At 31.6% G+C, this 21,322-nt stretch carries 26 protein-coding genes, 1 pseudogene and 1 riboswitch; of the genes and pseudogenes, 25 read left to right on the top strand and 2 right to left on the bottom strand.

Going from position 1 to position 21,322, the window contains the following annotated elements; all coding sequences use genetic code 11:
* Positions 1-8 precede the first annotated feature (8 nt).
* From BEE63_RS22275 to msrA, 9 genes and pseudogenes are all read left to right on the top strand, one after another.
* The gene (locus tag BEE63_RS22275; RefSeq protein WP_278286402.1) at positions 9-143 is read left to right on the top strand and encodes a hypothetical protein; all 135 of its coding nucleotides are present in this window, start codon (positions 9-11) and stop codon (positions 141-143) included.
* Complete coding sequence (locus BEE63_RS02465) at positions 140-688, top strand: DAPG hydrolase family protein (RefSeq protein WP_242874651.1); 549 nt, start codon at positions 140-142, stop codon at positions 686-688. Before BEE63_RS22275 ends, BEE63_RS02465 begins: the two co-directional genes overlap by 4 nt.
* A gap of 3 nt (positions 689-691) precedes the next feature.
* A complete protein-coding gene (locus tag BEE63_RS02460) occupies positions 692-1,210 on the top strand; it encodes a DUF1097 domain-containing protein (protein WP_066019877.1) in 519 nt (172 codons plus the stop codon).
* The gene (locus BEE63_RS22510) at positions 1,203-1,436 is read left to right on the top strand and encodes a hypothetical protein (protein ID WP_066019876.1); all 234 of its coding nucleotides are present in this window, start codon (positions 1,203-1,205) and stop codon (positions 1,434-1,436) included. The genes BEE63_RS02460 and BEE63_RS22510 overlap by 8 nt, the downstream gene beginning before the upstream one ends.
* Before the next feature lie 171 nt (positions 1,437-1,607).
* Complete coding sequence (locus tag BEE63_RS22270; protein WP_278286401.1) at positions 1,608-1,733, top strand: hypothetical protein; 126 nt, start codon at positions 1,608-1,610, stop codon at positions 1,731-1,733.
* 36 nt (positions 1,734-1,769) lie between these two features.
* Positions 1,770-1,931: pseudogene (locus BEE63_RS22035) on the top strand (rhamnulokinase); the annotation flags it as partial.
* 120 nt (positions 1,932-2,051) lie between these two features.
* Complete coding sequence (locus BEE63_RS02450) at positions 2,052-2,660, top strand: TetR/AcrR family transcriptional regulator (protein WP_081312443.1); 609 nt, start codon at positions 2,052-2,054, stop codon at positions 2,658-2,660.
* Between the two features lie 29 nt (positions 2,661-2,689).
* A complete protein-coding gene (locus tag BEE63_RS02445; protein WP_066019874.1) occupies positions 2,690-3,007 on the top strand; it encodes a hypothetical protein in 318 nt (105 codons plus the stop codon).
* Between the two features lie 251 nt (positions 3,008-3,258).
* Complete coding sequence (msrA, locus tag BEE63_RS02440) at positions 3,259-3,747, top strand: peptide-methionine (S)-S-oxide reductase MsrA (RefSeq protein WP_066019873.1); 489 nt, start codon at positions 3,259-3,261, stop codon at positions 3,745-3,747.
* Positions 3,748-4,474: 727 nt separating this feature from the next.
* Here msrA and BEE63_RS02435 read toward each other — a convergent pair.
* Complete coding sequence (locus BEE63_RS02435; RefSeq protein WP_066019872.1) at positions 4,475-4,654, bottom strand: small, acid-soluble spore protein, alpha/beta type; 180 nt, start codon at positions 4,652-4,654, stop codon at positions 4,475-4,477.
* 376 nt (positions 4,655-5,030) lie between these two features.
* Here BEE63_RS02435 and purE point away from each other — a divergent pair, with 376 nt between their 5' ends.
* The 11 genes from purE to BEE63_RS02380 all read left to right on the top strand — a co-directional run bounded on the left by purE (position 5,031) and on the right by BEE63_RS02380 (position 15,196).
* A complete protein-coding gene (gene purE, locus BEE63_RS02430) occupies positions 5,031-5,510 on the top strand; it encodes a 5-(carboxyamino)imidazole ribonucleotide mutase (protein ID WP_066019871.1) in 480 nt (159 codons plus the stop codon).
* Between the two features lies 1 nt (position 5,511).
* Positions 5,512-6,219 (top strand): phosphoribosylaminoimidazolesuccinocarboxamide synthase, encoded by a 708-nt coding sequence (purC, locus tag BEE63_RS02425; RefSeq protein ID WP_066019870.1) that lies wholly within the window; start codon positions 5,512-5,514, stop codon positions 6,217-6,219.
* Positions 6,220-6,332: 113 nt separating this feature from the next.
* The gene (gene purF / locus BEE63_RS02420) at positions 6,333-7,760 is read left to right on the top strand and encodes an amidophosphoribosyltransferase (protein WP_066019869.1); all 1,428 of its coding nucleotides are present in this window, start codon (positions 6,333-6,335) and stop codon (positions 7,758-7,760) included.
* Positions 7,761-7,783: 23 nt separating this feature from the next.
* On the top strand, positions 7,784-8,782 hold the full coding sequence (purM, locus tag BEE63_RS02415) for a phosphoribosylformylglycinamidine cyclo-ligase (protein ID WP_066019868.1): 999 nt from the start codon (positions 7,784-7,786) through the stop codon (positions 8,780-8,782).
* Positions 8,770-9,384: a phosphoribosylglycinamide formyltransferase gene (gene purN / locus BEE63_RS02410; protein ID WP_066019867.1), complete on the top strand. Its 615-nt coding sequence runs from the start codon at positions 8,770-8,772 to the stop codon at positions 9,382-9,384. The genes purM and purN overlap by 13 nt, the downstream gene beginning before the upstream one ends.
* A 54-nt stretch (positions 9,385-9,438) precedes the next feature.
* The gene (gene purH, locus BEE63_RS02405; protein ID WP_066023129.1) at positions 9,439-10,938 is read left to right on the top strand and encodes a bifunctional phosphoribosylaminoimidazolecarboxamide formyltransferase/IMP cyclohydrolase; all 1,500 of its coding nucleotides are present in this window, start codon (positions 9,439-9,441) and stop codon (positions 10,936-10,938) included.
* A gap of 31 nt (positions 10,939-10,969) precedes the next feature.
* A complete protein-coding gene (purD, locus tag BEE63_RS02400) occupies positions 10,970-12,220 on the top strand; it encodes a phosphoribosylamine--glycine ligase (RefSeq protein WP_066019866.1) in 1,251 nt (416 codons plus the stop codon).
* Between the two features lie 72 nt (positions 12,221-12,292).
* Positions 12,293-12,394: riboswitch (TPP riboswitch) on the top strand.
* Between the two features lie 64 nt (positions 12,395-12,458).
* Positions 12,459-12,752 (top strand): MTH1187 family thiamine-binding protein, encoded by a 294-nt coding sequence (locus tag BEE63_RS02395; protein WP_066023128.1) that lies wholly within the window; start codon positions 12,459-12,461, stop codon positions 12,750-12,752.
* On the top strand, positions 12,724-13,476 hold the full coding sequence (locus BEE63_RS02390) for an ABC transporter permease (protein ID WP_066019865.1): 753 nt from the start codon (positions 12,724-12,726) through the stop codon (positions 13,474-13,476). Before BEE63_RS02395 ends, BEE63_RS02390 begins: the two co-directional genes overlap by 29 nt.
* A 54-nt stretch (positions 13,477-13,530) precedes the next feature.
* Positions 13,531-14,484, top strand: a complete 954-nt coding sequence (locus BEE63_RS02385; RefSeq protein WP_175400879.1) for an ABC transporter substrate-binding protein — start codon at positions 13,531-13,533, stop codon at positions 14,482-14,484.
* Entirely contained in the window at positions 14,465-15,196 is a 732-nt protein-coding gene (locus BEE63_RS02380) for an ABC transporter ATP-binding protein (protein WP_066019863.1), read from the top strand. The genes BEE63_RS02385 and BEE63_RS02380 overlap by 20 nt, the downstream gene beginning before the upstream one ends.
* A gap of 81 nt (positions 15,197-15,277) precedes the next feature.
* Here the strand turns inward: BEE63_RS02380 and BEE63_RS02375 are convergent, their stop codons facing one another.
* Positions 15,278-16,156 carry an acyltransferase family protein gene (locus BEE63_RS02375; RefSeq protein WP_242874897.1) on the bottom strand — a complete coding sequence of 293 codons (879 nt, stop codon included), beginning with the start codon at positions 16,154-16,156 and terminating at the stop codon, positions 15,278-15,280.
* On the opposite strand from BEE63_RS02375, the gene BEE63_RS22030 reads away from it, so the two are divergent.
* The 5 genes from BEE63_RS22030 to BEE63_RS02355 all read left to right on the top strand — a co-directional run bounded on the left by BEE63_RS22030 (position 16,098) and on the right by BEE63_RS02355 (position 21,271).
* Complete coding sequence (locus tag BEE63_RS22030) at positions 16,098-16,277, top strand: hypothetical protein (protein WP_242874952.1); 180 nt, start codon at positions 16,098-16,100, stop codon at positions 16,275-16,277. The genes BEE63_RS02375 and BEE63_RS22030 overlap by 59 nt on opposite strands.
* A gap of 227 nt (positions 16,278-16,504) precedes the next feature.
* The gene (locus BEE63_RS02370) at positions 16,505-17,401 is read left to right on the top strand and encodes an MBL fold metallo-hydrolase (protein ID WP_066023127.1); all 897 of its coding nucleotides are present in this window, start codon (positions 16,505-16,507) and stop codon (positions 17,399-17,401) included.
* Positions 17,402-17,486: 85 nt separating this feature from the next.
* Positions 17,487-18,224 (top strand): DeoR/GlpR family DNA-binding transcription regulator, encoded by a 738-nt coding sequence (locus tag BEE63_RS02365; protein ID WP_066019861.1) that lies wholly within the window; start codon positions 17,487-17,489, stop codon positions 18,222-18,224.
* A gap of 97 nt (positions 18,225-18,321) precedes the next feature.
* Positions 18,322-19,752 (top strand): 6-phospho-beta-glucosidase, encoded by a 1,431-nt coding sequence (locus BEE63_RS02360; protein WP_066019860.1) that lies wholly within the window; start codon positions 18,322-18,324, stop codon positions 19,750-19,752.
* Positions 19,753-19,858: 106 nt separating this feature from the next.
* A complete protein-coding gene (locus tag BEE63_RS02355) occupies positions 19,859-21,271 on the top strand; it encodes a glycoside hydrolase family 1 protein (RefSeq protein WP_066019859.1) in 1,413 nt (470 codons plus the stop codon).
* The last annotated feature ends 51 nt before the right edge of the window (positions 21,272-21,322 follow it).

Here is a 21,322-nt window from a genome sequence, read left to right as displayed (position 1 = left end):
AAATATAAATGTCAAGTGTAATTACAGAGGAAGAGAAGAAATTACCTTATGCAAAATATTATTATATGCCACTTGCTGAGATTCCAAAGGAGAAATTAGATATATGGAATGGACCAGCAGCGGATAATAAAGGAGTTTTATGAAAGATGTTACGCCAGAAATGATTGATTGGTGGTTTGGTTGGCATCCAATAGGAAGTGATTTACGTTATAAAATTTGGGACAGAGATGATCATTATTACGCAAGAGCAGATAAACCTGAATATGTAAAAGATCCTAAAGTGCCTTGCAGTCAGAAAACTTGGGGAGTAAATCATAGTATTTTAGAGGACATTGGTATGGGACCAGATCCGATTATACTTTGCTTTAAAAAGCCTAGCGATTTAGGTTATGATATGAGTAAAATTGGTACAAAAGGTTGTGCCGCCATGGTTTGTGCAGTAGGAGAGGGAAAGGCTCCAGCTTTAATGACACATAAATGCATAAAAGTAGACGGTGGTGTTATGTTTGAATCAAGATTTTGGATGGGATATGGACTTAAAGAAGGAAAGGTTGTAAAGCTAATTCCTGATGGAGTAGCAATATCTGATATAATGCCTAAGATGCTATTTGGACATAACATTAAAGAATTTGCCAATCTTGCAGCAATACTCCCTAAAGTATATGCAGAAGAGAAGGACAACTGGTAAAAGATGAAAAAGTTAAAGCGAGAGGTGTTTATATTAGCTTTTTGCATTGCGCTATTTCCACCAATATGGGCAGTGCTTGCACCACACATAGGTGTTACAACTGGTGCAGTTGCACTTATTTGTGCGGGCTTATATGTGACAAATGGAAATAAAGTTTCAGATGCTGTTAAAATTTCTTTGGGTTTTTTAATGGGAGATTTTTGGGCAGTATTTGCACTCTTTATTATGAATTATTTGCCTTTCAATAAAGACATAAATTTATTTATAACGCTTTTTATTTTAGGTGGACTTGGAGTGATAATTTCAGCATTGTTAGAAAGATGGATTTTTTGCCCAGCACTGCTTTGCGGGTGGGCAATTGGTCTTACAATACTTGCACCGGTAGGATATGGAAGGTTAGGAACACTTCCAATTCAGATAGGTGCAGCTATGCTTGTTGGGGTGTGGTATGTTGGAGTTGGAGTTAATAAAATTCAAATTGGAATAGAAAAGTGTTTGGAAGGAAAAAATAAAAATGAGTAAAAAAATATTAGGTGTTATGGGAGGACGTAAAAATAGCAACAGTGAAATTTTATTAAAAGAAGCATTATTAAGCTGTCAAAATCAAGGCGCAGATGTAACTTATTATCCGATTGAATGTCAGGTATGCGGAGTTGGTGGAAATTTAGAAAAGACAGAGGACGGCAAGTGGAAATTTATAAATGAAAAAATAGAAGAATATAGGAAAATACAGTTTAAATCAATTTAAAATAAATATTCTTAAGTATATGTAAGAAAGAGCTGTCGGACTAAAAAAGTTTGGCAGCTTTTTTAATAAAAATTATACTTTGGGTGAATCAGGAAAAGGTTTTTAAAATATTTGCAAGCATTAAAGCGATATTCAGTGAGATAAATAAAGGAAGTATTTAGTGCAAAAAATATGAAACTTGCTATGATTATGGGGTTACTTTCAAATCTAAATCTTACGAAATGTGATTACATGGATATAAATAAGTGTATTAGCAATGTTGCAGATGAAGAGGTACAACAAAAGAAAGCTGCATAATGAATAGCAATTGTTGGCAGTAAGGTATTGTTATAAGACTATAGATACAGACTTTTAAAGAATACTATTGGACTTTGGGTAATTCAGGAGGTCAGAAGAAACTTAAATGACAAATATTCTTTTGTTGAATTAGTTGATTTAGCTAAGGAACATATGGATTTTCCATCAACTGTTGATGTAGATCATGATAGATTTTTGAACATTAGATTTATAGAATTCTTTTAACGTGACGAAGCATTGTTGCTTCGCATTTTTGTTGCATGTTTTTCTATAAAGTGGTATACATATTATGTGACTAAAATTCATTGAAATAGTCATATGAATAGAAATGGAAGTGAAGAAATGTCGATATTTACTGATGAAAAGAGAGAAAAAATAAAAATAAGGTTGCTTGAAATAGGAATTAATATGATTAAACAAAAGGGTATCAAAAAAATGATTATTGACGATGTTACTGAAGGTGCCAATATAGGCAAGGGAACTTTTTATCATTTTTTTAAGTCAAAGGAAGATTATGTGTATAAGGTCATTAGGTTTAACAAAGAGAAGATATTAGAGTACATTAATAATGCTATTGAAGAAAAAGGCGGAATTGATAAAGAGACTTTTTTAAATTTACTACAAAAGTTTTCTTTTACTAGTGGAGACAATGTTATTTCTTTTATAACAAGAGAGGATGAAGAGTGGTTAAAGAAAAAACTACCTAAAGAAACTAAGCTAGATACTGATGAGGAAGACCATATTGCGGCTCTAATTTTTGGACATGCAATTGGAGCAAAACAAAATTTAAACTATCATGTTATTGAAAACATACTTAAAATTATGGCTATAACATCAGAAAATAAGGATGAATTACATGAAGATGCATTAGAACAGAATCTTTTAATGATGATGAATATGTTGTGCAATTATATTTATGAGAATTAGAAAACTTTAGCATGCGAGGAGTGATGGCTATGTTATTTGTAATAGCGAGTATTATTTTATGTGCTATTTTTGCTTTGATAGTGGTTCCAGCAACATTAAAGAATCCATTAAAGCAGGTATTTAATTATCCGCCAGTAATTCAGGAGAGAGTAAAAAGTTTGTCTCAATATAAGGATAAAATTCGTACCAAGAATAAAAAAGTAAGCTTAAAAATATTAGGAGCAATAATATTTATTGTTATATTTACTATGGTAGTATATTTTCAGGCGCCAGAACTTTTTCTCATGCATTTATTTATGCTTTTGGGTTATTCATGGTTGGAAACCTATTTGATGTATTGGTTTTAGATATCATGTTATTTTGCCACGATAAGAGGTTTAGAATTCCTGTAACGGAAGATATGATTAAAGAGTATGAAAGTCCTTGATTTCATATTATGAATTCTATAAAGGGTACAGCGGCAGGTATAATTATTTCAGTAATAATAGCGTGTATAATAGTTTTAATTAAATAACATTTTATGATATGTTTTTGATATTAAATTGTGCTAAAATGTAACATAATATGTATAGATGAATTTTAAGAGGAGGTATAAAACATGAAAGAAATAGTATTTGCAGGAGGATGTTTTTGGGGTGTTGAAGCATATTTTAATACAATTGATGGAGTTATCAGCACTAGAGTAGGATATGCCAATGGACATACAGAAAATCCAACATATAAAGAAGTTTGTGAAAATACCACTGGTTATGCTGAAGCCTGCTATATTAAGTATGATGAAAAGAAAGTTACATTAGAAAAACTTTTAGAGGCATATTGGAAGGTAGTAGATCCAACTATAAAAGATAGGCAGGGACATGATTTAGGAACACAATATCGTACTGGAGTTTATTATATAGATAAAGGTGATTTAGATGTCATATTAAAATCTAAGGAAGAGGAACAGAAAAAATATAAAGCTCCAATCGTAACTGAGTTTTTACCTTTAAAGAATTTTTATGATGCAGAAGAGTATCATCAAAAGTATTTAGATAAAAATCCTAATGGGTACTGCCATATTCCAAGAGAACTATTAAAGAAGAACTAATGAATCATAATAAATTAGAAAATACTTTATTTGAATTTTATAAAAATATTTTTGATTAAAAGGATTGTTTCATTAAAATATTAATAATTTGTAGTTTATAAATATTGCGAATTAACATTGATTTGTAACATTAAAAAAATTCTATAAATCTAAGATTAAAAAATCATAAAATCCTAAGAGTTTTCAATAACTCACTAGCGTTCAGACAAATTGAAAACTCTAAGTATTTTATGATTTTTTAACCAAGATTTATTAGAGTTTTTTTAAAATTGTTACTTCATCAATGTTAATTTGCTTTTGGAGTAAAACAAGGAAAAAATTCCTCCGTGCCTACGGAATTTTAGGCATAAATTACAGAGATTAAGTTAGTAAATCACTATTTAGGCAAGTAAATTTTCAATAATTCTACGAAGTTTGCCAAATTTAAATAACTGATTTAGTTTGATATCTATATTATTTGATCTTTAAATAGGTTAATATATTATTTTTCGCAGGGAAGCGGAAGAAAATCTTCCTTGTGTTTTCCTCTATGAGAAATAACAGTATTTTCGAAACTGTTTAAATAAAGCTCAATAAGACTTGCTTCAAATTATAAAAAGACTTAGAAATTTTAATTTGTTTGAGCTTTTTTTCAGCGAGTTATTAAAATTTCTTAGTATTTTTATAATTTGGAGCTTAGCCTTATGAGCTTTATTTAATGTTTCAAAATACTGTTACTTCGCAACTTTTATTTCATGTTATTTTCTACATTTTTAATCATATCTTTAACCATCTGTCCTCCAAGATTATATTGAGGATTTTCTGGATTTTTTATATTATTTTTAGCCAATTCTTTTGAAGCCTCCATTTTCAATTTCTGAAGTCCATATTTGGCACCTGGTATTAGTACTCTGTGATTTCTAGACATATGAACATCTCCTTCCTATTTTAAGCTTTTCATTTTTAAAATTTAACATAATAAATTTTTAACGATTTTTTAAAAAATACACCACTAAATATTTTGTACTTTAGCTAATTTATATATTCATAAAATAAGGGACGTTTTTTTAAGCTAATGTTTACAATTATGCGAATTATTTAGCAATTAATTAATGACTTCTAAAAATTAGAAAAAATAACACGAACATTATGACGCTAAAGCCCAGTATATGATTGCCACAACACGAACATTAAGACCATTATGGTGGACAATGTTATTGACTTATGAAAAATATTATGCTAACATGAAATTACAGTGACAAGGAAAATTCATAAATGAAATTCTTAATATAGGAGGCAGTTAAATGAAAGTTGCTATTATATTTGGAAGCAAATCAGATACTGAAAAAATGAAAGGTGCAGCAAATGCACTTAAAGAGTTTGACATTGAGTATAAGGCTTACGTATTATCAGCCCACAGAGTACCAGAGAAATTAACTGAGGTTATTAAGAGCCTTGAAAATGATGGATTTGAATGCATAATTGCAGGTGCAGGATTAGCAGCACACCTTCCAGGGGTTATTGCTTCTCAAACTACACTTCCAGTTATAGGAGTTCCTATAAATGCGGCACTTGATGGACTTGATGCTTTGTTTTCAATCGTTCAGATGCCTAAAAATATACCAGTTGCAACTGTTGGAATAAATAACAGTTATAATGCAGGAATGCTTGCAGTACAAATACTTTCGATTAAGTATCCTGAAATTAAAGAAAAGCTTGTTAAATTCAGACAAGACATGAAAGAAAAATTCATAAAGGATAATGGAGAAGGAGTGCAATTATAAAATGGAAAAAAAAGAAATGATATATGAAGGAAAAGCTAAAAAGGTATACGCTACAGATGATGCAGATAAAGTTGTAATATATTATAAAGATGATGCTACAGCATTTAACGGAGAAAAAAAAGGACAAATTGAAGACAAAGGAGTTCTTAATAACACTATAACATCAATGCTTTTTGAATTGCTTGAAAAACACGGTGTTAAAACTCACTTTGAAAAGAAATTAAGTGAAAGAGAACAGCTTTGTAAGAAAGTTCAAATAGTACCTCTTGAAGTTATAGTTAGAAATGTAGCAGCAGGAAGTATGGCAAAAAGACTTGGACTTAAAGAAGGAACTGAACTTAAGACAACTGTTTTTGAATTATCTTATAAAGATGATGAATTAGGAGATCCTCTTATAAATGACACACATGCTGTTGCAATAGGAGCTACAACTTTTGATGAACTTAAAAAAATCTATGCTATGACTAAGACAGTAAATGATGTTCTAAAAGAGTTTTTCCATAAACAAGGAATTAAATTAATAGATTTTAAAATAGAGTTTGGAAGATTTCATGATGAAGTTTTACTTGCAGATGAGATATCACCAGATACATGCAGATTATGGGATGAAAAGACAAACGAAAAGTTAGATAAAGATAGATTTAGAAGAGATTTAGGAAATGTAAAAGAAGCATACATTGAAATTCTTAAAAGAATAAGTGGAAAATAAACATAATTTTATATGTATAAAATACTGGGCTATTGTGCTATAATAAAGTACTTTAGCCCGTATTAACCTACTGGCAAATTATTTATCTTTAAAATAAAGAGAAGGAGATAGGTATGGTAAACAAACAGTGTACAGCTGAACGTGAAGATCTAGATAAGTTTAAAGAAGAATGCGGCGTTTTTGGTATATTTTCTAATAAAGATATAGATGCCTCAAAGCTTACTTACTATGGCTTATATGCACTTCAGCATAGAGGGCAAGAAAGCGCAGGCATTGCTGTTTCTAATGGTAAGGAACTTTCAGTTTATAAGAACATGGGTCTTGTGGCAGATGTATTTAATCCTGAGATCATAGATTCATTGGTTGGAAATGCTGCTATAGGTCATGTAAGATATTCCACAACAGGTGGAAGTAATGTGAATAATGCACAACCTATAATGAGTAACTTTAAATTGGGTCAAATTGCAATTGCTCATAATGGAAATCTTGTTAATGCAGATGTTATAAGGGAGCTTTTGCAGGATGGCGGAACTATGTTTCAAACTGCTATTGATACTGAAGTAATATTAAACCTTATAGCAAGAGGAGCCAAAAAGGGTATAGAAAGAGCCGTAGTAGATGCAATTCAAGCAATTAAAGGTTCTTATGCAATTGTAATACTTACTAATGATAAGCTTATAGGAGTAAGAGATCCAAACGGTATAAGACCGCTGTGCATTGGAAAACTTGATGATAGTTATGTAATTTGTTCTGAAAGCTGTGCTCTTGATACTGTTGGAGCTGAGTTTGTACGTGATGTAAATCCAGGAGAAATAGTAATAGTAGATAAAGATGGACTTAAGAGCATAAATTTTGCAGAAAAAACTAAATGTGAAACTTGTTCCTTTGAATATATTTATTTTGCAAGACCGGACAGTGTAATTGATGGAATAGATGTAAATAGATCAAGAGAACTTGCAGGTGAACAGCTTTATAAGGATTCTCCAGTGGAAGCTGATATAGTAATCGGAGTTCCAGATTCAGGAATACCGGCTGCAATTGGTTATTCAAGAGCTTCAGGAATACCATATACATTGGGGTTAATAAAGAATAAGTACATTGGAAGAACTTTTATAGCACCTACTCAGGAACTTAGAGAAAGAGCTGTATCTATTAAACTAAATCCTGTGAGATCTATAATACAAGGCAAAAGAGTTGTTTTGATAGATGATTCCATAGTAAGAGGAACTACAAGTAAAAGACTTGTTGATCTAGTCAGAGCAGCGGGAGCTAAGGAAGTCCATTTTAGAGTGTCTTCTCCTATGGTAAAATATCCATGCTATTTTGGAATAGATACTCCATATAGGAAGGATTTAATTGCTGCACATAAAACCGTTGAAGAAATAGGAGAATTTATAGGGGCAGACAGTTTAGGATATTTAAGTATTGATGCTCTTTTAAAAACTCTTGGTGAAAATAAAAAGTTTTGTCTTGGATGCTTTAGCGGAGTATATCCTGTATCAGCACCAATGGAAGCTGAAAAAGAAAGACTTGAAGTATAAAATTTTGAAAGGTTGTGTATCACATGGTAACATATAAGGATAGTGGAGTAAACATAGAAGAAGGATATAAATCAGTAAAACTTATGAAAGAATATGCTGCTAAGACCTTTATTCCAGGAGTTGTTAATAATCTTGGAAGTTTCGCAGGTATGTTTGAAATAGGAAGTGGATACAAGAATCCTGTTTTAGTGTCTGGAACTGATGGAGTTGGAACAAAACTTGCAGTAGCTTTTGCAACAAAAAAATATGACACTGTTGGAATAGATTGTACTGCTATGTGTGTAAATGATATTTTATGCCACGGTGCAAAACCAATATTTTTTCTTGATTATATTGCATGCGGTAAACTTGAAGCAGAAGTTGCATCAGACCTTGTTAAAGGAGTTTCTGACGGTTGTAGCCAGGCAGGATGTGCATTAATTGGCGGTGAAACAGCTGAAATGCCAGGCTTCTATAAAGAAGGAGAATATGATTTAGCTGGTTTTTCAGTTGGAATTGTAGATAAAGATAAAATAATAGACGGAAGCAAAATTGAAGATGGCAACGTACTTATTGGAATTGCATCTTCGGGAATACACAGCAACGGATATTCACTTGTAAGAAAGCTTATAACTGATTTTGATGAGGATTTTAATGGTAAGAAAATGGGAGAAGAATTATTAACTCCTACTAAAATATATGTAAAACCTGTACTTAAACTTTTAGAAAATTTTGATATAAGGGGTATGGCTCATATAACTGGGGGCGGTTTTTATGAAAATGTACCAAGAATGTTCAAGGGAGATTTTACAGCAGTAATAAATAAAGAAAAACTTCAGATTCCAGAGATATTTAAGCATATAATGACACTTGGGGTAGATGAAGACCATATGTTTAATACATTTAATATGGGCATTGGTTTTGTTATATGTGCTGCAAAAGAAGATGCAGAGGGGATAATAGCGTCTCTTAAAGAATCTGGAGAAACTGCGTATGAAATTGGATATGTAAAGGCCGGAGGTAATGGAGTATGTATAGAATAGCTGTTCTAGTATCTGGTGGTGGAACAGATCTTCAATCCATAATTGATGGGATTGAAAGTGGAAGCATAGAGAATGCTTCCATCGAAGCTGTCATAAGCGATAAAAAAGGGGCATTTGCAATAGAAAGAGCAAAAAAGCATAATATAAATACTTATGTTTTTGATAGAAAAGAATACAAGGGGCATGTATGCGATGAAGTATTGAATTTACTTGATGGCAAAGTTGATTTGATAGTACTTGCAGGATTTCTTTCAATACTTAAAGGCGAATTAATTAATAAATTCAAAAACAGGATAATAAATATACATCCTTCACTTATTCCATCTTTTTGTGGGAATGGTATGTACGGAATGAAGGTTCATGAAAAAGCTATAGAATATGGGGTTAAGGTTTCTGGATGTACAGTTCATTTTGTTGATGAGGGGACAGATAGTGGACCAATCATTCTTCAAAAGCCAGTTGAAGTTTTGGATGATGATACTCCAGAAACTCTTCAAAGTAGAATTTTAGAAGAAGAACATAAGCTGCTTCCGAAGGCTGTAAAATTTTTAGCTGAGGGAAGAGTAAAAATAGATGGAAGACATGTTAAAATCGTTAAATAGGAAAGGGAGTGAAGTTATTTTAACTTTTGCATGGCAGAGGTTAAAATATTAAATATGATAAAAAGAGCACTTATAAGCGTATTTAATAAAAATGGAGTCTTAAAACTTGCAAAATTTTTAAGCGAAAAAGGCGTAGAAATCCTTTCAACGGGTGGTACATATAAGCATCTTAAAGAAAATGGCATTCCAGTAATTGAAGTTTCAGATGTTACAGGTTTTGATGAAATTCTTGATGGAAGAGTAAAGACACTTCATCCTAAAATACATGGTGGAATTTTGGCTATAAGAAACAATGAAGAACATATGAAGACTTTAAAGGAAAAGGGAATAACTCCAATTGATATGGTAGTAGTTAATCTTTATCCTTTCTTCGATAAAGTTGATTCAGATATAAGCTTTCAGGAAAAGGTTGAGTTCATAGATATAGGCGGACCAACTATGATAAGAGCAGCAGCTAAAAACTTTCAGGATGTTGTAGTTTTAACTGATGTAAATGATTATGATGATGTAATTGATCAAATTGAAAAAACTGGTGACGTAGCTTACGATACAAAGAAGAAGTTAGCTGGAAAAGTGTTCAACTTAATGGCAGCTTATGATGGAGCTATAAGCAGATTCTTACTTGAAGATAAATATCCAGAATACCTTTCAATACCATATAAAAAGAAGATGGATTTAAGATATGGTGAAAATCCTCATCAATCAGCAACCTTTTATGAAGCAGCTGTTGGAACAGGAGCAATGAAGGATTTTGAGCAGCTTAATGGAAAAGAACTTTCTTATAATAATATAAAAGACATGGATATAGCCTGGAAAGTTGTAAATGAATTTGATGAAACTGTATGCTGTGCTTTAAAACACAACAGTCCATGTGGTGTTGCTGTAGGAAGTACTCAAGTTGATGCTTATAAAAAGGCATTCGAATGTGATCCTACTTCTATATTTGGAGGAATAGTTGCATTAAATAAACCTGTAGATAAGGCTTCAGCTGAGGAAATGGTTAAAATATTCCTTGAAATAGTTATAGCACCAGATTTTGAGCCTGATGCACTTGAAGTTTTAAAGACTAAGAAGAACTTAAGAGTTATAAAGGCACATTCAAAACCTTCAGATAATTTTGAACTTGCAAAAGTTGATGGGGCAATGTTAATTCAAAGTTCAGATAACAAACTTACAGACAAACTGGAAGTAGTTACAGATAGCAAACCAACAGATTCAGAAATGAAAGATATGATTTTTGGAATGAAAGTTGTAAAATACGTTAAATCCAATGCTATAGTTGTAGTAAAGAACGGAGCAGCTGTTGGAATTGGAGGAGGTCAAGTTAATAGAATTTGGCCTGCTAAGGATGCTATGGAAAGAGGAGAAGGTGCAACTGTACTTGCATCAGATGCATTCTTCCCGTTTGACGATATTGTTGAAGAGGCACATAAACACGGTATTAAAGCTATAATTCAGCCAGGTGGCTCCATAAGAGATAAGGAATCAATAGATGGCTGCAACAAATATGGAATCTCAATGGTTATGACAGGTGTAAGACATTTTAAACATTAATAGAGTTTAAAGTTTTATTAGGAGGATAGCTATGAAAATTTTGCTTATTGGTTCAGGTGGAAGAGAACATGCTATGGCATGGAAGATGGCACAGAATAGTAGTGTTGAAAAGATATATTGCGCACCAGGAAATGGTGGTACAGCAAAAGAAAATAAGTGCGAGAACGTAAACTTAAATAAAACAGATGAACTTTTGGAGTTTGCAGTTAAAAGCAGTATAGATTTAACTGTAGTCGGACCAGAAGCTCCTCTTGTAGATGGAATAGTTGATGAATTTAAAAAGAAGGGTCTTAAAATATTTGGACCTAGTAAATTTGGAGCACAGCTTGAAGGAAGTAAGGCTTTCTCTAAGGATTTTATGAAAAAATACAATGTTAAAACAGCAGAATATGCGGTTTTTGAAGATGCAGAAAGCTCACTTTCATATTTAAAGAAATGCTCATATCCTATAGTTATAAAGGCAGATGGATTGGCAGCAGGAAAAGGTGTTGTAATTTGCGAGGATTACAGAATAGCAGAGGAAACTATAAAATCATTTATGGTTGAGGATGTATTTAAAGGTTCAGGTCAGAAAGTTGTAATAGAAGAATATTTAGAAGGAGTAGAAGCTTCTATTTTATCTATTACAGATGGCAAAACTATAATTCCTTTTCTATCAGCGAAGGATCATAAACAAATCTTTGATGACAATAAGGGACCTAACACAGGTGGAATGGGAGCTATTTCTCCAAATCCATACTGCACAGAAGAAGTACTTAAGAGCTTCCACAATGATATTTTAAAACCTACTCTTGTTGGAATACAGGAAGAAAAAATGGATTTTACAGGGATAATATTTTTTGGGCTTATGATAACTAAAAAGGGAGTATATCTTCTTGAATACAATGTAAGACTTGGAGATCCTGAAACTCAAGTAGTACTTTATCTTATGAAGAGTGATTTAGTTGATATTATAAATGCAGCTTTAGACAAAAAGCTTTCTGATTTTAAAGTTCAATGGTATGAAGGAAATGCATGCTGTGTTGTTGCTGCATCTAAGGGATACCCTAAAAAATATAATACAGGCTTTGAAATAACAGGAATACACGATGTAGACGATAAGGTATTTTGTGCTGGAGTTAAATTAGAAGACGGAGTTTATAAGACTTCAGGGGGAAGAGTTTTATGTGCTTCTGCTAGAGGAAAGAATTTGGATGAAGCTATAGAAAAAGCATATAGTGACATAAAGAAAATTAATTTCGAGGGGATTTACTATAGAAACGATATTGGAAGAGTTAAATAGATAGGAAATTTAATAAACTCTTTACATTTGACAGAATAAATGTTAGCATAAATGTGTTGATAATTTCATATGTACTAGTGCTAGGGGTGCCTTTAGGCTGAGAGAAGTTTTAAACTTTAACCCTTTGAACCTGATTCGGTTAATTCCGACGAAGGAAAGCTTATTAATAGTTAGTTCAAAAAGCACTATATTTTATAGTGCTTTTATTTTTTTATACGAAGAAAGAGGGAATATTATTATGAAACCAGTTGTAAATGTAAGTTTGCAGGTACTTCCAGTTGTGGAAGAGGAAAGATTATATTCAGTTGTTGATAAGGTAATAGAGTACATAAAATCTACAGGGGTAAAACACATAGTTGGTCCAATGGAAACTACTATGGAAGGTGATTTAGATACTCTTATGGACATAGTGAAAAAAGCACAGGAAATATGTATAAATGCAGGTTCAGCGAGGGTTGCATCTGTTGTAAAAATAGACTATAAAGCTGAAGGCGTGACTATGGATGAAAAAGTTGGAAAGTACAAAGAATAAAATATACCCTATAGCTACTTTAATAGTTGCAATTATGATATGGGAAGGCATAGTTGATTTAAAAAATATTCCTCAGTATATAATTCCATCTCCTAAGGATATTTTTGGAACGTTAATTAGTGAATTTGGTGTTATAATGCAAAATGCAAAAATCACAATATATGAGGCACTTGTGGGATTCGTTATATCCATAATATTCGCTTTTATACTTGCAGTTATAATGGACAGTTTTGAAATAATAAAGAAGGCACTTTATCCTATTCTTGTGATATCTCAAACTATACCAACCATAGCAGTTGCACCTTTATTCATAATATGGTTTGGTTTTGGACCAATGCCTAAAATTGTAGTTGTTGTTATAACCTGTTTTTTCCCAATAGTAATAAGTCTTATGGATGGTTTTGAAAAAATTGATAAGGATTATATTAATTTATTTACTACAATGAAGGCATCAAAACTTCAGATATTTTATCATTTGAAACTTCCATCAGCTATGGTGAATTTGTTTTCAGGACTTAAGATAGCTTGTACATATATGATTATGGCAGCTGTAATAGGTGAATGGCTTGGAGGAGACAATGGTATAGGAGTTTACATGGTGAGGGCTAAAAACGCATATGCACTTGATAAAGTTTTTGCTTCAATTATTGTTATAGTGGTTATAAGTATATTGCTAATTTATATTGTAGATTTTATTGGAAAGAGGATAATACATTGGAAATAAGGAGAGATTTACGTGAAAAGAAATAGAATAATTGCTTTGGCGGCGGCTCTAGTAATGGCAACTTCAATGATGGTTGGATGCACAAATGGTTCAAAAAAGACAAGCTTAGAAAAAACAAATGTAATATTGGATTGGACACCAAATACAAATCACACAGGTATGTATGTTGCTTTAAATAAAGGATATTACAAAGAAGAAGGACTTGATGTTAAAATAATTCAGCCTTCTGACGGAAATGTCACTAATCTCATTGCAACAGGTAAAGGTGATTTTGGAGTAAGTGACCAGGAGGATGTAACTTATGCTTTAACAAGCAAAAATCCTCTACCTATTAAAGCTGTTGCAACATTAATGGAGCATAATACTTCTGGCTTTGCAGCACCTAAAAGCAAAAACATTAATTCGGTTAAAGATTTTGAAGGAAAAGTTTATGGTGGATGGGGTTCACCATCGGAAGAAGCTGTTTTAAAGGCTGTAATGGAGAAAAATGGAGCAGATTTCAGTAAACTTAAAATAGTTAATATAGGTAGTGATGATTACTTTGCAGCTACTAAAAAGAATGTAGACTTTGCATGGGTATTTGAAGGTTGGACAGGGATTGAAGCTAAGATAAAGGGAATTCCCCTTAATTATATAGCAGTTAAGGATTTGGACCCTGCACTTGATTACTATACGCCATTACTTATAACGAACAATAAAATATTAAACGAGAACCCTGATAAAGCTAAAAAATTCTTAAAAGCTACTAAAAAGGGATATGAATATGCTGTAAAGCATCCTGAGGAAAGTGCAAAAATACTTAGAAAATACGCGCCTGAAATAGATGAAAAATTGGCAGTGGAGAGTCAAAAATACATGGTTACTCATTATGCATCAGATATATCAAAATGGGGAGAAATGAAGTCAAGTGTTTGGAAAAATTATGGGGATTTTTTGAAGAGTAAGGGTCTTATAAAGAAAGATTTAAATACTAAGGATGCATTTACAAATGAATACTTGTCAAAATAATGATTTGGTTATAAGCATTAAAAATGTAACGAAAAGCTTTGATTCTGAAACTATACTAAAGGATATTTCGCTGGATGTTAAAGCAGGAGAGTTTGTATCCATATTAGGACCTAGTGGTTGTGGCAAAAGCACTTTGTTTAATATAGTAACTGGGCTTATTAAAGCCGAAAGTGGAGAAGTTAAAGTCTCAGGTGACATAGGATATATGCAGCAAAAGGACTTACTTCTTCCATGGAAAACTGTCATTAAAAATGTTGTACTTCCCCTTGATATTAAAGGTGTAAATAAGAAAGAATCTAGAGAAAAAGCTCAAAAATATATTGAAGTAATGGGACTTAAAGGATATGAAAATAAATATCCATATGAACTTTCGGGTGGAATGAGACAAAGAGCAAGTTTTTTAAGAACTTTTCTTTCTTCAGAGGAAATAATGCTTTTGGATGAACCTTTTGGAGCATTAGATTCAATAACAAAAGGAAATATGCAAAAGTGGCTCCTTAAAATGAAAGATATGCTTAATAGGACAATTGTTTTTATAACTCATGATATTGAAGAGGCTATATTTTTGTCTGATAGTGTATATGTATTGGGCTCAAAACCTGGAATTGTTAAGAAAAAATTCAACTTAGATTTTTTTAAAGAGGATAAGACTAAGAGATTGTTCTCAAAGGAATTACTGGAATATAAGAGCAGTATAATAGAACTATTGTAAATCATAGATTTCTAGTTAAGCGAAATAACAGCATTTCATAAGGATTCAAACATTCTTAAGTGCTGTTATTTCGCTTTATTTTTATATGTTTTTTGTTAGTTTTGCTTTTCCATCAAATCGTATCAATTTAAAAAATTTGCTAAATATGAATGATACTAATATAGTTATTATAAGGTAGATATATACAGTGTAACTTCCTTTTAATGATACAGAATTAAAATAGGGTACCATAATTTTCACATGAATGATATATAATTCATAAGCCATGGTACTTATAAAGATAAGTGGCTTAGAATTTAATTTTACTTTAAATAGGAATAGTAAAATTACAAATACGAAAAGCACAGAGGATATTGTATTGCATAAGCTCATAAATATTGATGGAATAAGATTACCTAAAGAGAAAAATACCAAGAACAATACTAAAGATGAAATTAAGCAGGATATGTAATGCTTTTTAATAAAGTTCACAAAGCTATCATAATGTAAAGCTGTATAGACTCCAAGAGGAAAACAAAAAGCTGTATTATATATCCATTGAAATCTAAATGCGAATAATAATAATGAGAAAAAGTAAATACCGGTAAGACCAAGAAGTACATGAGGGGCAATTTTTAAGCTTAAAAACCTAAAGGATAGATAAAAAAATACATAAAATATTATAATGGTAATTACAAACCATTGTGTGGAATCGATTAGGGATAAGCCTAATGTGTTAAATATTAGCTGCTTTACACTGAAATCAGCATTATAGATGGCAATGAGAGCTGTCAGGGTAATCATATTAATTATAATAAATGGTATGTAAACTTTACTGAGTCTTTTTGAAAAAAATCCTTTGAAATAATTTTGCTTTTTTAATTTTGAGGTCATTAAACCATAACCTGAGAAAAATAGAAACATGCTTACAGCAAGATATCCAAATGTAGTATATATAAGCATAGAACCTGGATGTTGCATTCTAAGTGATATATGGTGTAAAATTACCACTAGAATACTTAAACCTTTTATGCAGTCTGTTGATCTCTTGGACAAGAATTCAGTGTTGTATGAACCAAAGCTGTATATTGAACTTTTGTAAAATAACATCAACGGTAATATAATATATGCTAATATCCCAATAAAAATATAATCTGAAAAAAATAGTTTTAAGGTCTCCATTGTTTGCATCACCAATCCTTCAAAAATTATATATATATTATACATTTTATGATAAAAAATGTAAAATAGTATAAAATTGCAGTTAAGTGTTATTGAAATATAAATAATAGATATATGAAAGGGGCAAAATATTAAGTTATGTCAAATATGAAATTAGAGAAAATAAAGGGAAACACTTATTATATAAACGCTCCCACTAACATAGGCGTGTATGTATTTAAAAATAAGAATTGTCTTTTAGTTGATACAGGAATGAATAATACTGATGCAAGAAAAATAGATGAGGTTCTAATAGAAAATGGACTTCACCCTAAATACATAATTAATACTCATCATCATTTAGATCACTGTGGTGGAAATATATATTTTCAAAATAATTATCCAGGGTGTATTGTATATGCTTCTCAAAAGGAAAAAGTAAGTATGGAGAATACTCATTTGTATCCTACAGGTCTTTTTGGGGCAAGTGCTATAAGGGAACTTCACAAAAGCAACAAGCCATTTATGGTGGATGAGGTTTTAAGTGAAGGTGAAAGCAAAATAAATGATGAAAAATTTGAAATAATAAACCTTGGAGGTCATACAATAGACTTAATTGGAATAATTACTAGGGAAAAGGTGTGCTTTTTAGGAGATAGTATATTTTCTCCTGAAACTCTAAAAAAATATTCACTTCCATACCTTTATGATATAGATATGGAGGAGGAAACTTTAAATAAAATAAGAGAAATTGATGCGGATTATTTTGTAATAAGCCATTCTAATAGAGCTGTAGAAAAAGAAGAAATTTTAAAAATTGTAGATTCTAACCTTAGGAACATACAAAATTATAAAAATCAGATAATGGAGCTTTTAGACCAACCTTTAACTAGGGAAGATATACTTGAGAATTTAGCCATATTGAATGATTTGTCTATGGATTTTAATCAATATCATATAAATTTTTCGGCAGTTTCTGCTTTTGTATCATGTCTATATAACAAAAATTTGCTTGAGTATTCAATTGAGGATGGCAAATTATATTATTTTAAAAAACCGCAATAGGAGTATATAGAATTGACAATGCATGAATAGAATGATAACATTTTATTCATATAATGAACAATTTGAATCGTAATGGGTGATAAAAATGGTAATACTTGAAAGATGGGAAAAAATTCTGAAATATTTAAAGCAAAATGAAGCTGCAAGCGTGGAAGAGTTGATGGAGGCTTTTAATATATCAAGGTCAACTGTGAGACGTGACCTTATAGAAATGGAAAAGAAGAACCTTGTCAAAAGGGTAAGAGGCGGAGCACAAATAGTTGAGGATGAAGAGATAACAAAAGAAATTATAGAGAAAATTTTTGTTACAAATAAAGAAGAAAAGAAAAAGATAGCTAAAAAAGCAGCATCGCTAATAAAAGATAATGATTTTATTTTTATAGATGCTGGTTCTACCGCATACTATCTAATAGATTATATAACAGCAAAGAATGTTACTGTGGTTACTAATGGAATAAAACATATACAGAAGCTTATTAATAATGACATGGATGCTTATATACTAGGTGGCTATGCGGATAAAGAAAGAAATTTAGTGGTAAGCGAAGATGCAGAAGAAAAAATAGGTATGATGAATTTTAATATTTCTTTTTTAGGTACTCTTGGAATTGATTCTATTGGAGGGTTTAAAACAAATACCTTAATGGATGTAAATCTAAAGAAAGCGGTTATAAAATCATCTCAGCGTTGCTATGTGCTTGCAGATAACTCTAAGTTTGACGTGAGAAAATTTTATACTTATGCTAAACTTGATGAACTTACTGTTATAACCGATTCAAAAGTTAATTTTTTTGATGACAGGCTTAGAATAATTTACGCATAAAAAATGACATGAATTTTACATTGACTAAATGAACAAAATATTATAATATGTTCATATACAGAACAATAATGAATATTTGTGAATGGGAAGTGTTATAATGAGAATGAATGAAGGCTTTTTGTGGGGTGGAGCTGTTGCAGCACATCAATTAGAAGGTGGATGGAATAAAGGAGGAAAAGGACCTAGTGTAGCAGATGTTATGACTGCTGGTGCACATGGCATTCCAAGAGAAATTACAGATGGAATAATTGAAGGAAAAAATTATCCTAATCATGAAGCAATTGATTTTTATGGGCATTATAAAGACGACATTGCTTTGTTTGCAGAAATGGGTTTCAAATGTTTCAGAACAAGCATAGCATGGACACGTATTTTCCCTAATGGCGATGAAGTAGAGCCAAATGAAGAAGGATTAAAATTTTATGATGATATGTTTGATGAATTATTAAAATATGGAATTGAACCCGTTATTACATTAAGTCACTTTGAAATGCCATATTATTTAGTTAAAAAATATGGTGGGTGGCGTAATCGTAAAGTTGTTGATTTCTTTGTACGCTATGCAACTACAGTAATGGAGCGTTATAAGAATAAAGTTAAGTACTGGATGACATTTAATGAAATTAACAATCAAAAGAACACAGACAATGGTATATTTGCATGGACATGTTCAGGAATATTGTTTAAGGAAAATGAAAATAGAGAGGAAGTAATGTACCAGGCAGTTCATCATGAGCTTGTTGCTAGTGCATTAACAGTTAAAAAAGGTCACGAAATTAATCCTGATTTTAAGATTGGATGTATGGTTGCTTTTGTTCCTATCTATCCTTTTTCTTGTAATCCAGATGACATGATGCTTCAAGTTGAAGCTATGCATGATCGTTATTTCTTTGCAGATGTACACTGTAGAGGTCATTATTCTTCGTATGCGTTAAAGGAATGGGAAAGAAAAGGTTATAATATAAAAATGGAGCCAGGTGATGCTGAGATATTAAAAGAAGGAACTGTAGATTATATAGGTTTCAGCTATTATATGTCTGATGTCGTTAAATCTGGAGTTAATACTAAAGATGAAAATTCAGTTGTTGGATCAAGCGCAAGTGTTAAAAATCCATATGTAAAAGCATCAGATTGGGGATGGCAGATTGATCCAGTTGGACTTAGGTATTCATTAAATATGCTATATGAGAGATATGAATTACCACTATTTGTTGTAGAAAATGGGTTTGGTGCTGTGGATGTTAAAGAAGAAGATGGTTCTTGTAATGATGATTATAGAATTGATTATTTAAGATCCCATATTACGGAAATGGAAAAGGCTGTCCAATTAGATGGAGTGGATTTGATGGGTTATACTCCTTGGGGATGTATTGATTTGGTGTCATTCACAACTGGAGAAATGAAAAAGCGTTATGGATTTATTTATGTAGATAAAGATAACGAAGGAAATGGAACACTTAAGAGATCTAAGAAAAAGTCTTTTGATTGGTATAAAAAAGTTATTGCATCTAATGGTGAGGAATTGTAAAGAATCACTTTTAGCTGTAATTCTGTTTTGAAAGTATAGTATTGTTTTAAGTTATTAAGGGAAAAATATGACATAGTAAATACAGTATAATAAGGAGGAATAAATTATGGGAGTTAAGTTTCCACAAGGATTTTTATGGGGAGGAGCCACAGCTGCGAACCAATTTGAAGGAGCATATAATGAAGATGGTAAAGGATTATCAATTCAAGATATAATGCCAAAGGGTATAAGAGGACCTATAACCTCAGAGCCAACAGAAGATAATATGAAGCTCATAGGTATAGATTTTTACCACAGATATAAAGATGATATTAAATTATTTGCAGAAATGGGTTTTAAAACTTTTAGACTTTCAATTGCATGGTCGAGAATATTTCCAAATGGTGATGATAAAGAGCCAAACGAAAAGGGATTACAATTTTATGACAATGTATTTGATGAACTTCACAAATATGGAATTGAACCATTAGTTACAATTTCTCATTATGAAACACCACTTGCCCTTGCTAAAAATTATGATGGATGGACAAATAGAAAGCTTATAGGGTTCTTCGAAAACTATGTGAGAACAATATTTACTAGATATAAGGATAAGGTAAAATACTGGCTTACTTTTAACGAAATAAATTCAGCACTTCATGAGCCTTATATGAGTGCTGGAATATGGACACCAAAGGAAAAACTAAGCAAGCAGGATTTATATCAGGCTATGCATAATGAATTAGTAGCTAGCGCACTGGCAGTTAAAATTGGTCATGAAATAAATCCTGATTTTAAGATTGGATGTATGATTCTTGGAGTACCCAATTATCCACTTACTCCAAAGCCAAGTGATGTACTTAAAGCAATGCAGCAGGATAGAGAAAATCTTTTCTTTGCAGATATTCAGGCAAGGGGTAAATATCCTAGATACATGAATAGATTATTTAAGGAAAATAACATAAAGATTAAAATGGAGCCAGGAGACGAGGAAATATTAAAGAATACGGTAGACTTTATCTCGTTTAGTTATTACATGAGCTCATGCGCAACAGCTGATCCAGAAAAGAATAAGTCTGGAGCAGGCAATATTATTTCTGGAGTGCCAAATCCATATTTAAAAGCTTCAGATTGGGGATGGCAAATAGACCCAGAGGGATTGAGATACATACTTAATCTCTTATATGATAGATATCAAAAACCTTTATTTATCGTTGAAAATGGTTTAGGAGCTGTTGATAAGTTAGTAACTGATGAAAATGGCAACAAGACTGTAAATGATGACTATAGAATTAATTACTTAAATGATCACTTAGTTCAAGCGAGAGAGGCAATTGAAGATGGTGTTGAACTCATAGGATACACAACATGGGGCTGCATAGATTTAGTTAGTGCATCAACTGCTGAACTTAAGAAGAGATATGGTTTTATATATGTAGATAGAAATGATGATGGTAGTGGAACACTAGAAAGATATAAGAAAAAGAGTTTCTATTGGTATAAAAAAGTTATTGAAACTAATGGAGAATGTTTAAAATAGTAAGTTTAGGAGGAGCTTTATGGCTCCTCTTAATTTTTGTCTAAATATTTG

Source organism: Clostridium pasteurianum, from assembly GCF_001705235.1.
GTDB lineage: Bacteria > Bacillota > Clostridia > Clostridiales > Clostridiaceae > Clostridium_S > Clostridium_S pasteurianum_A.
The sequence above is the reverse complement of the archived record's forward strand: the minus strand, read 5'-3'. Positions and strand labels throughout refer to the sequence as shown.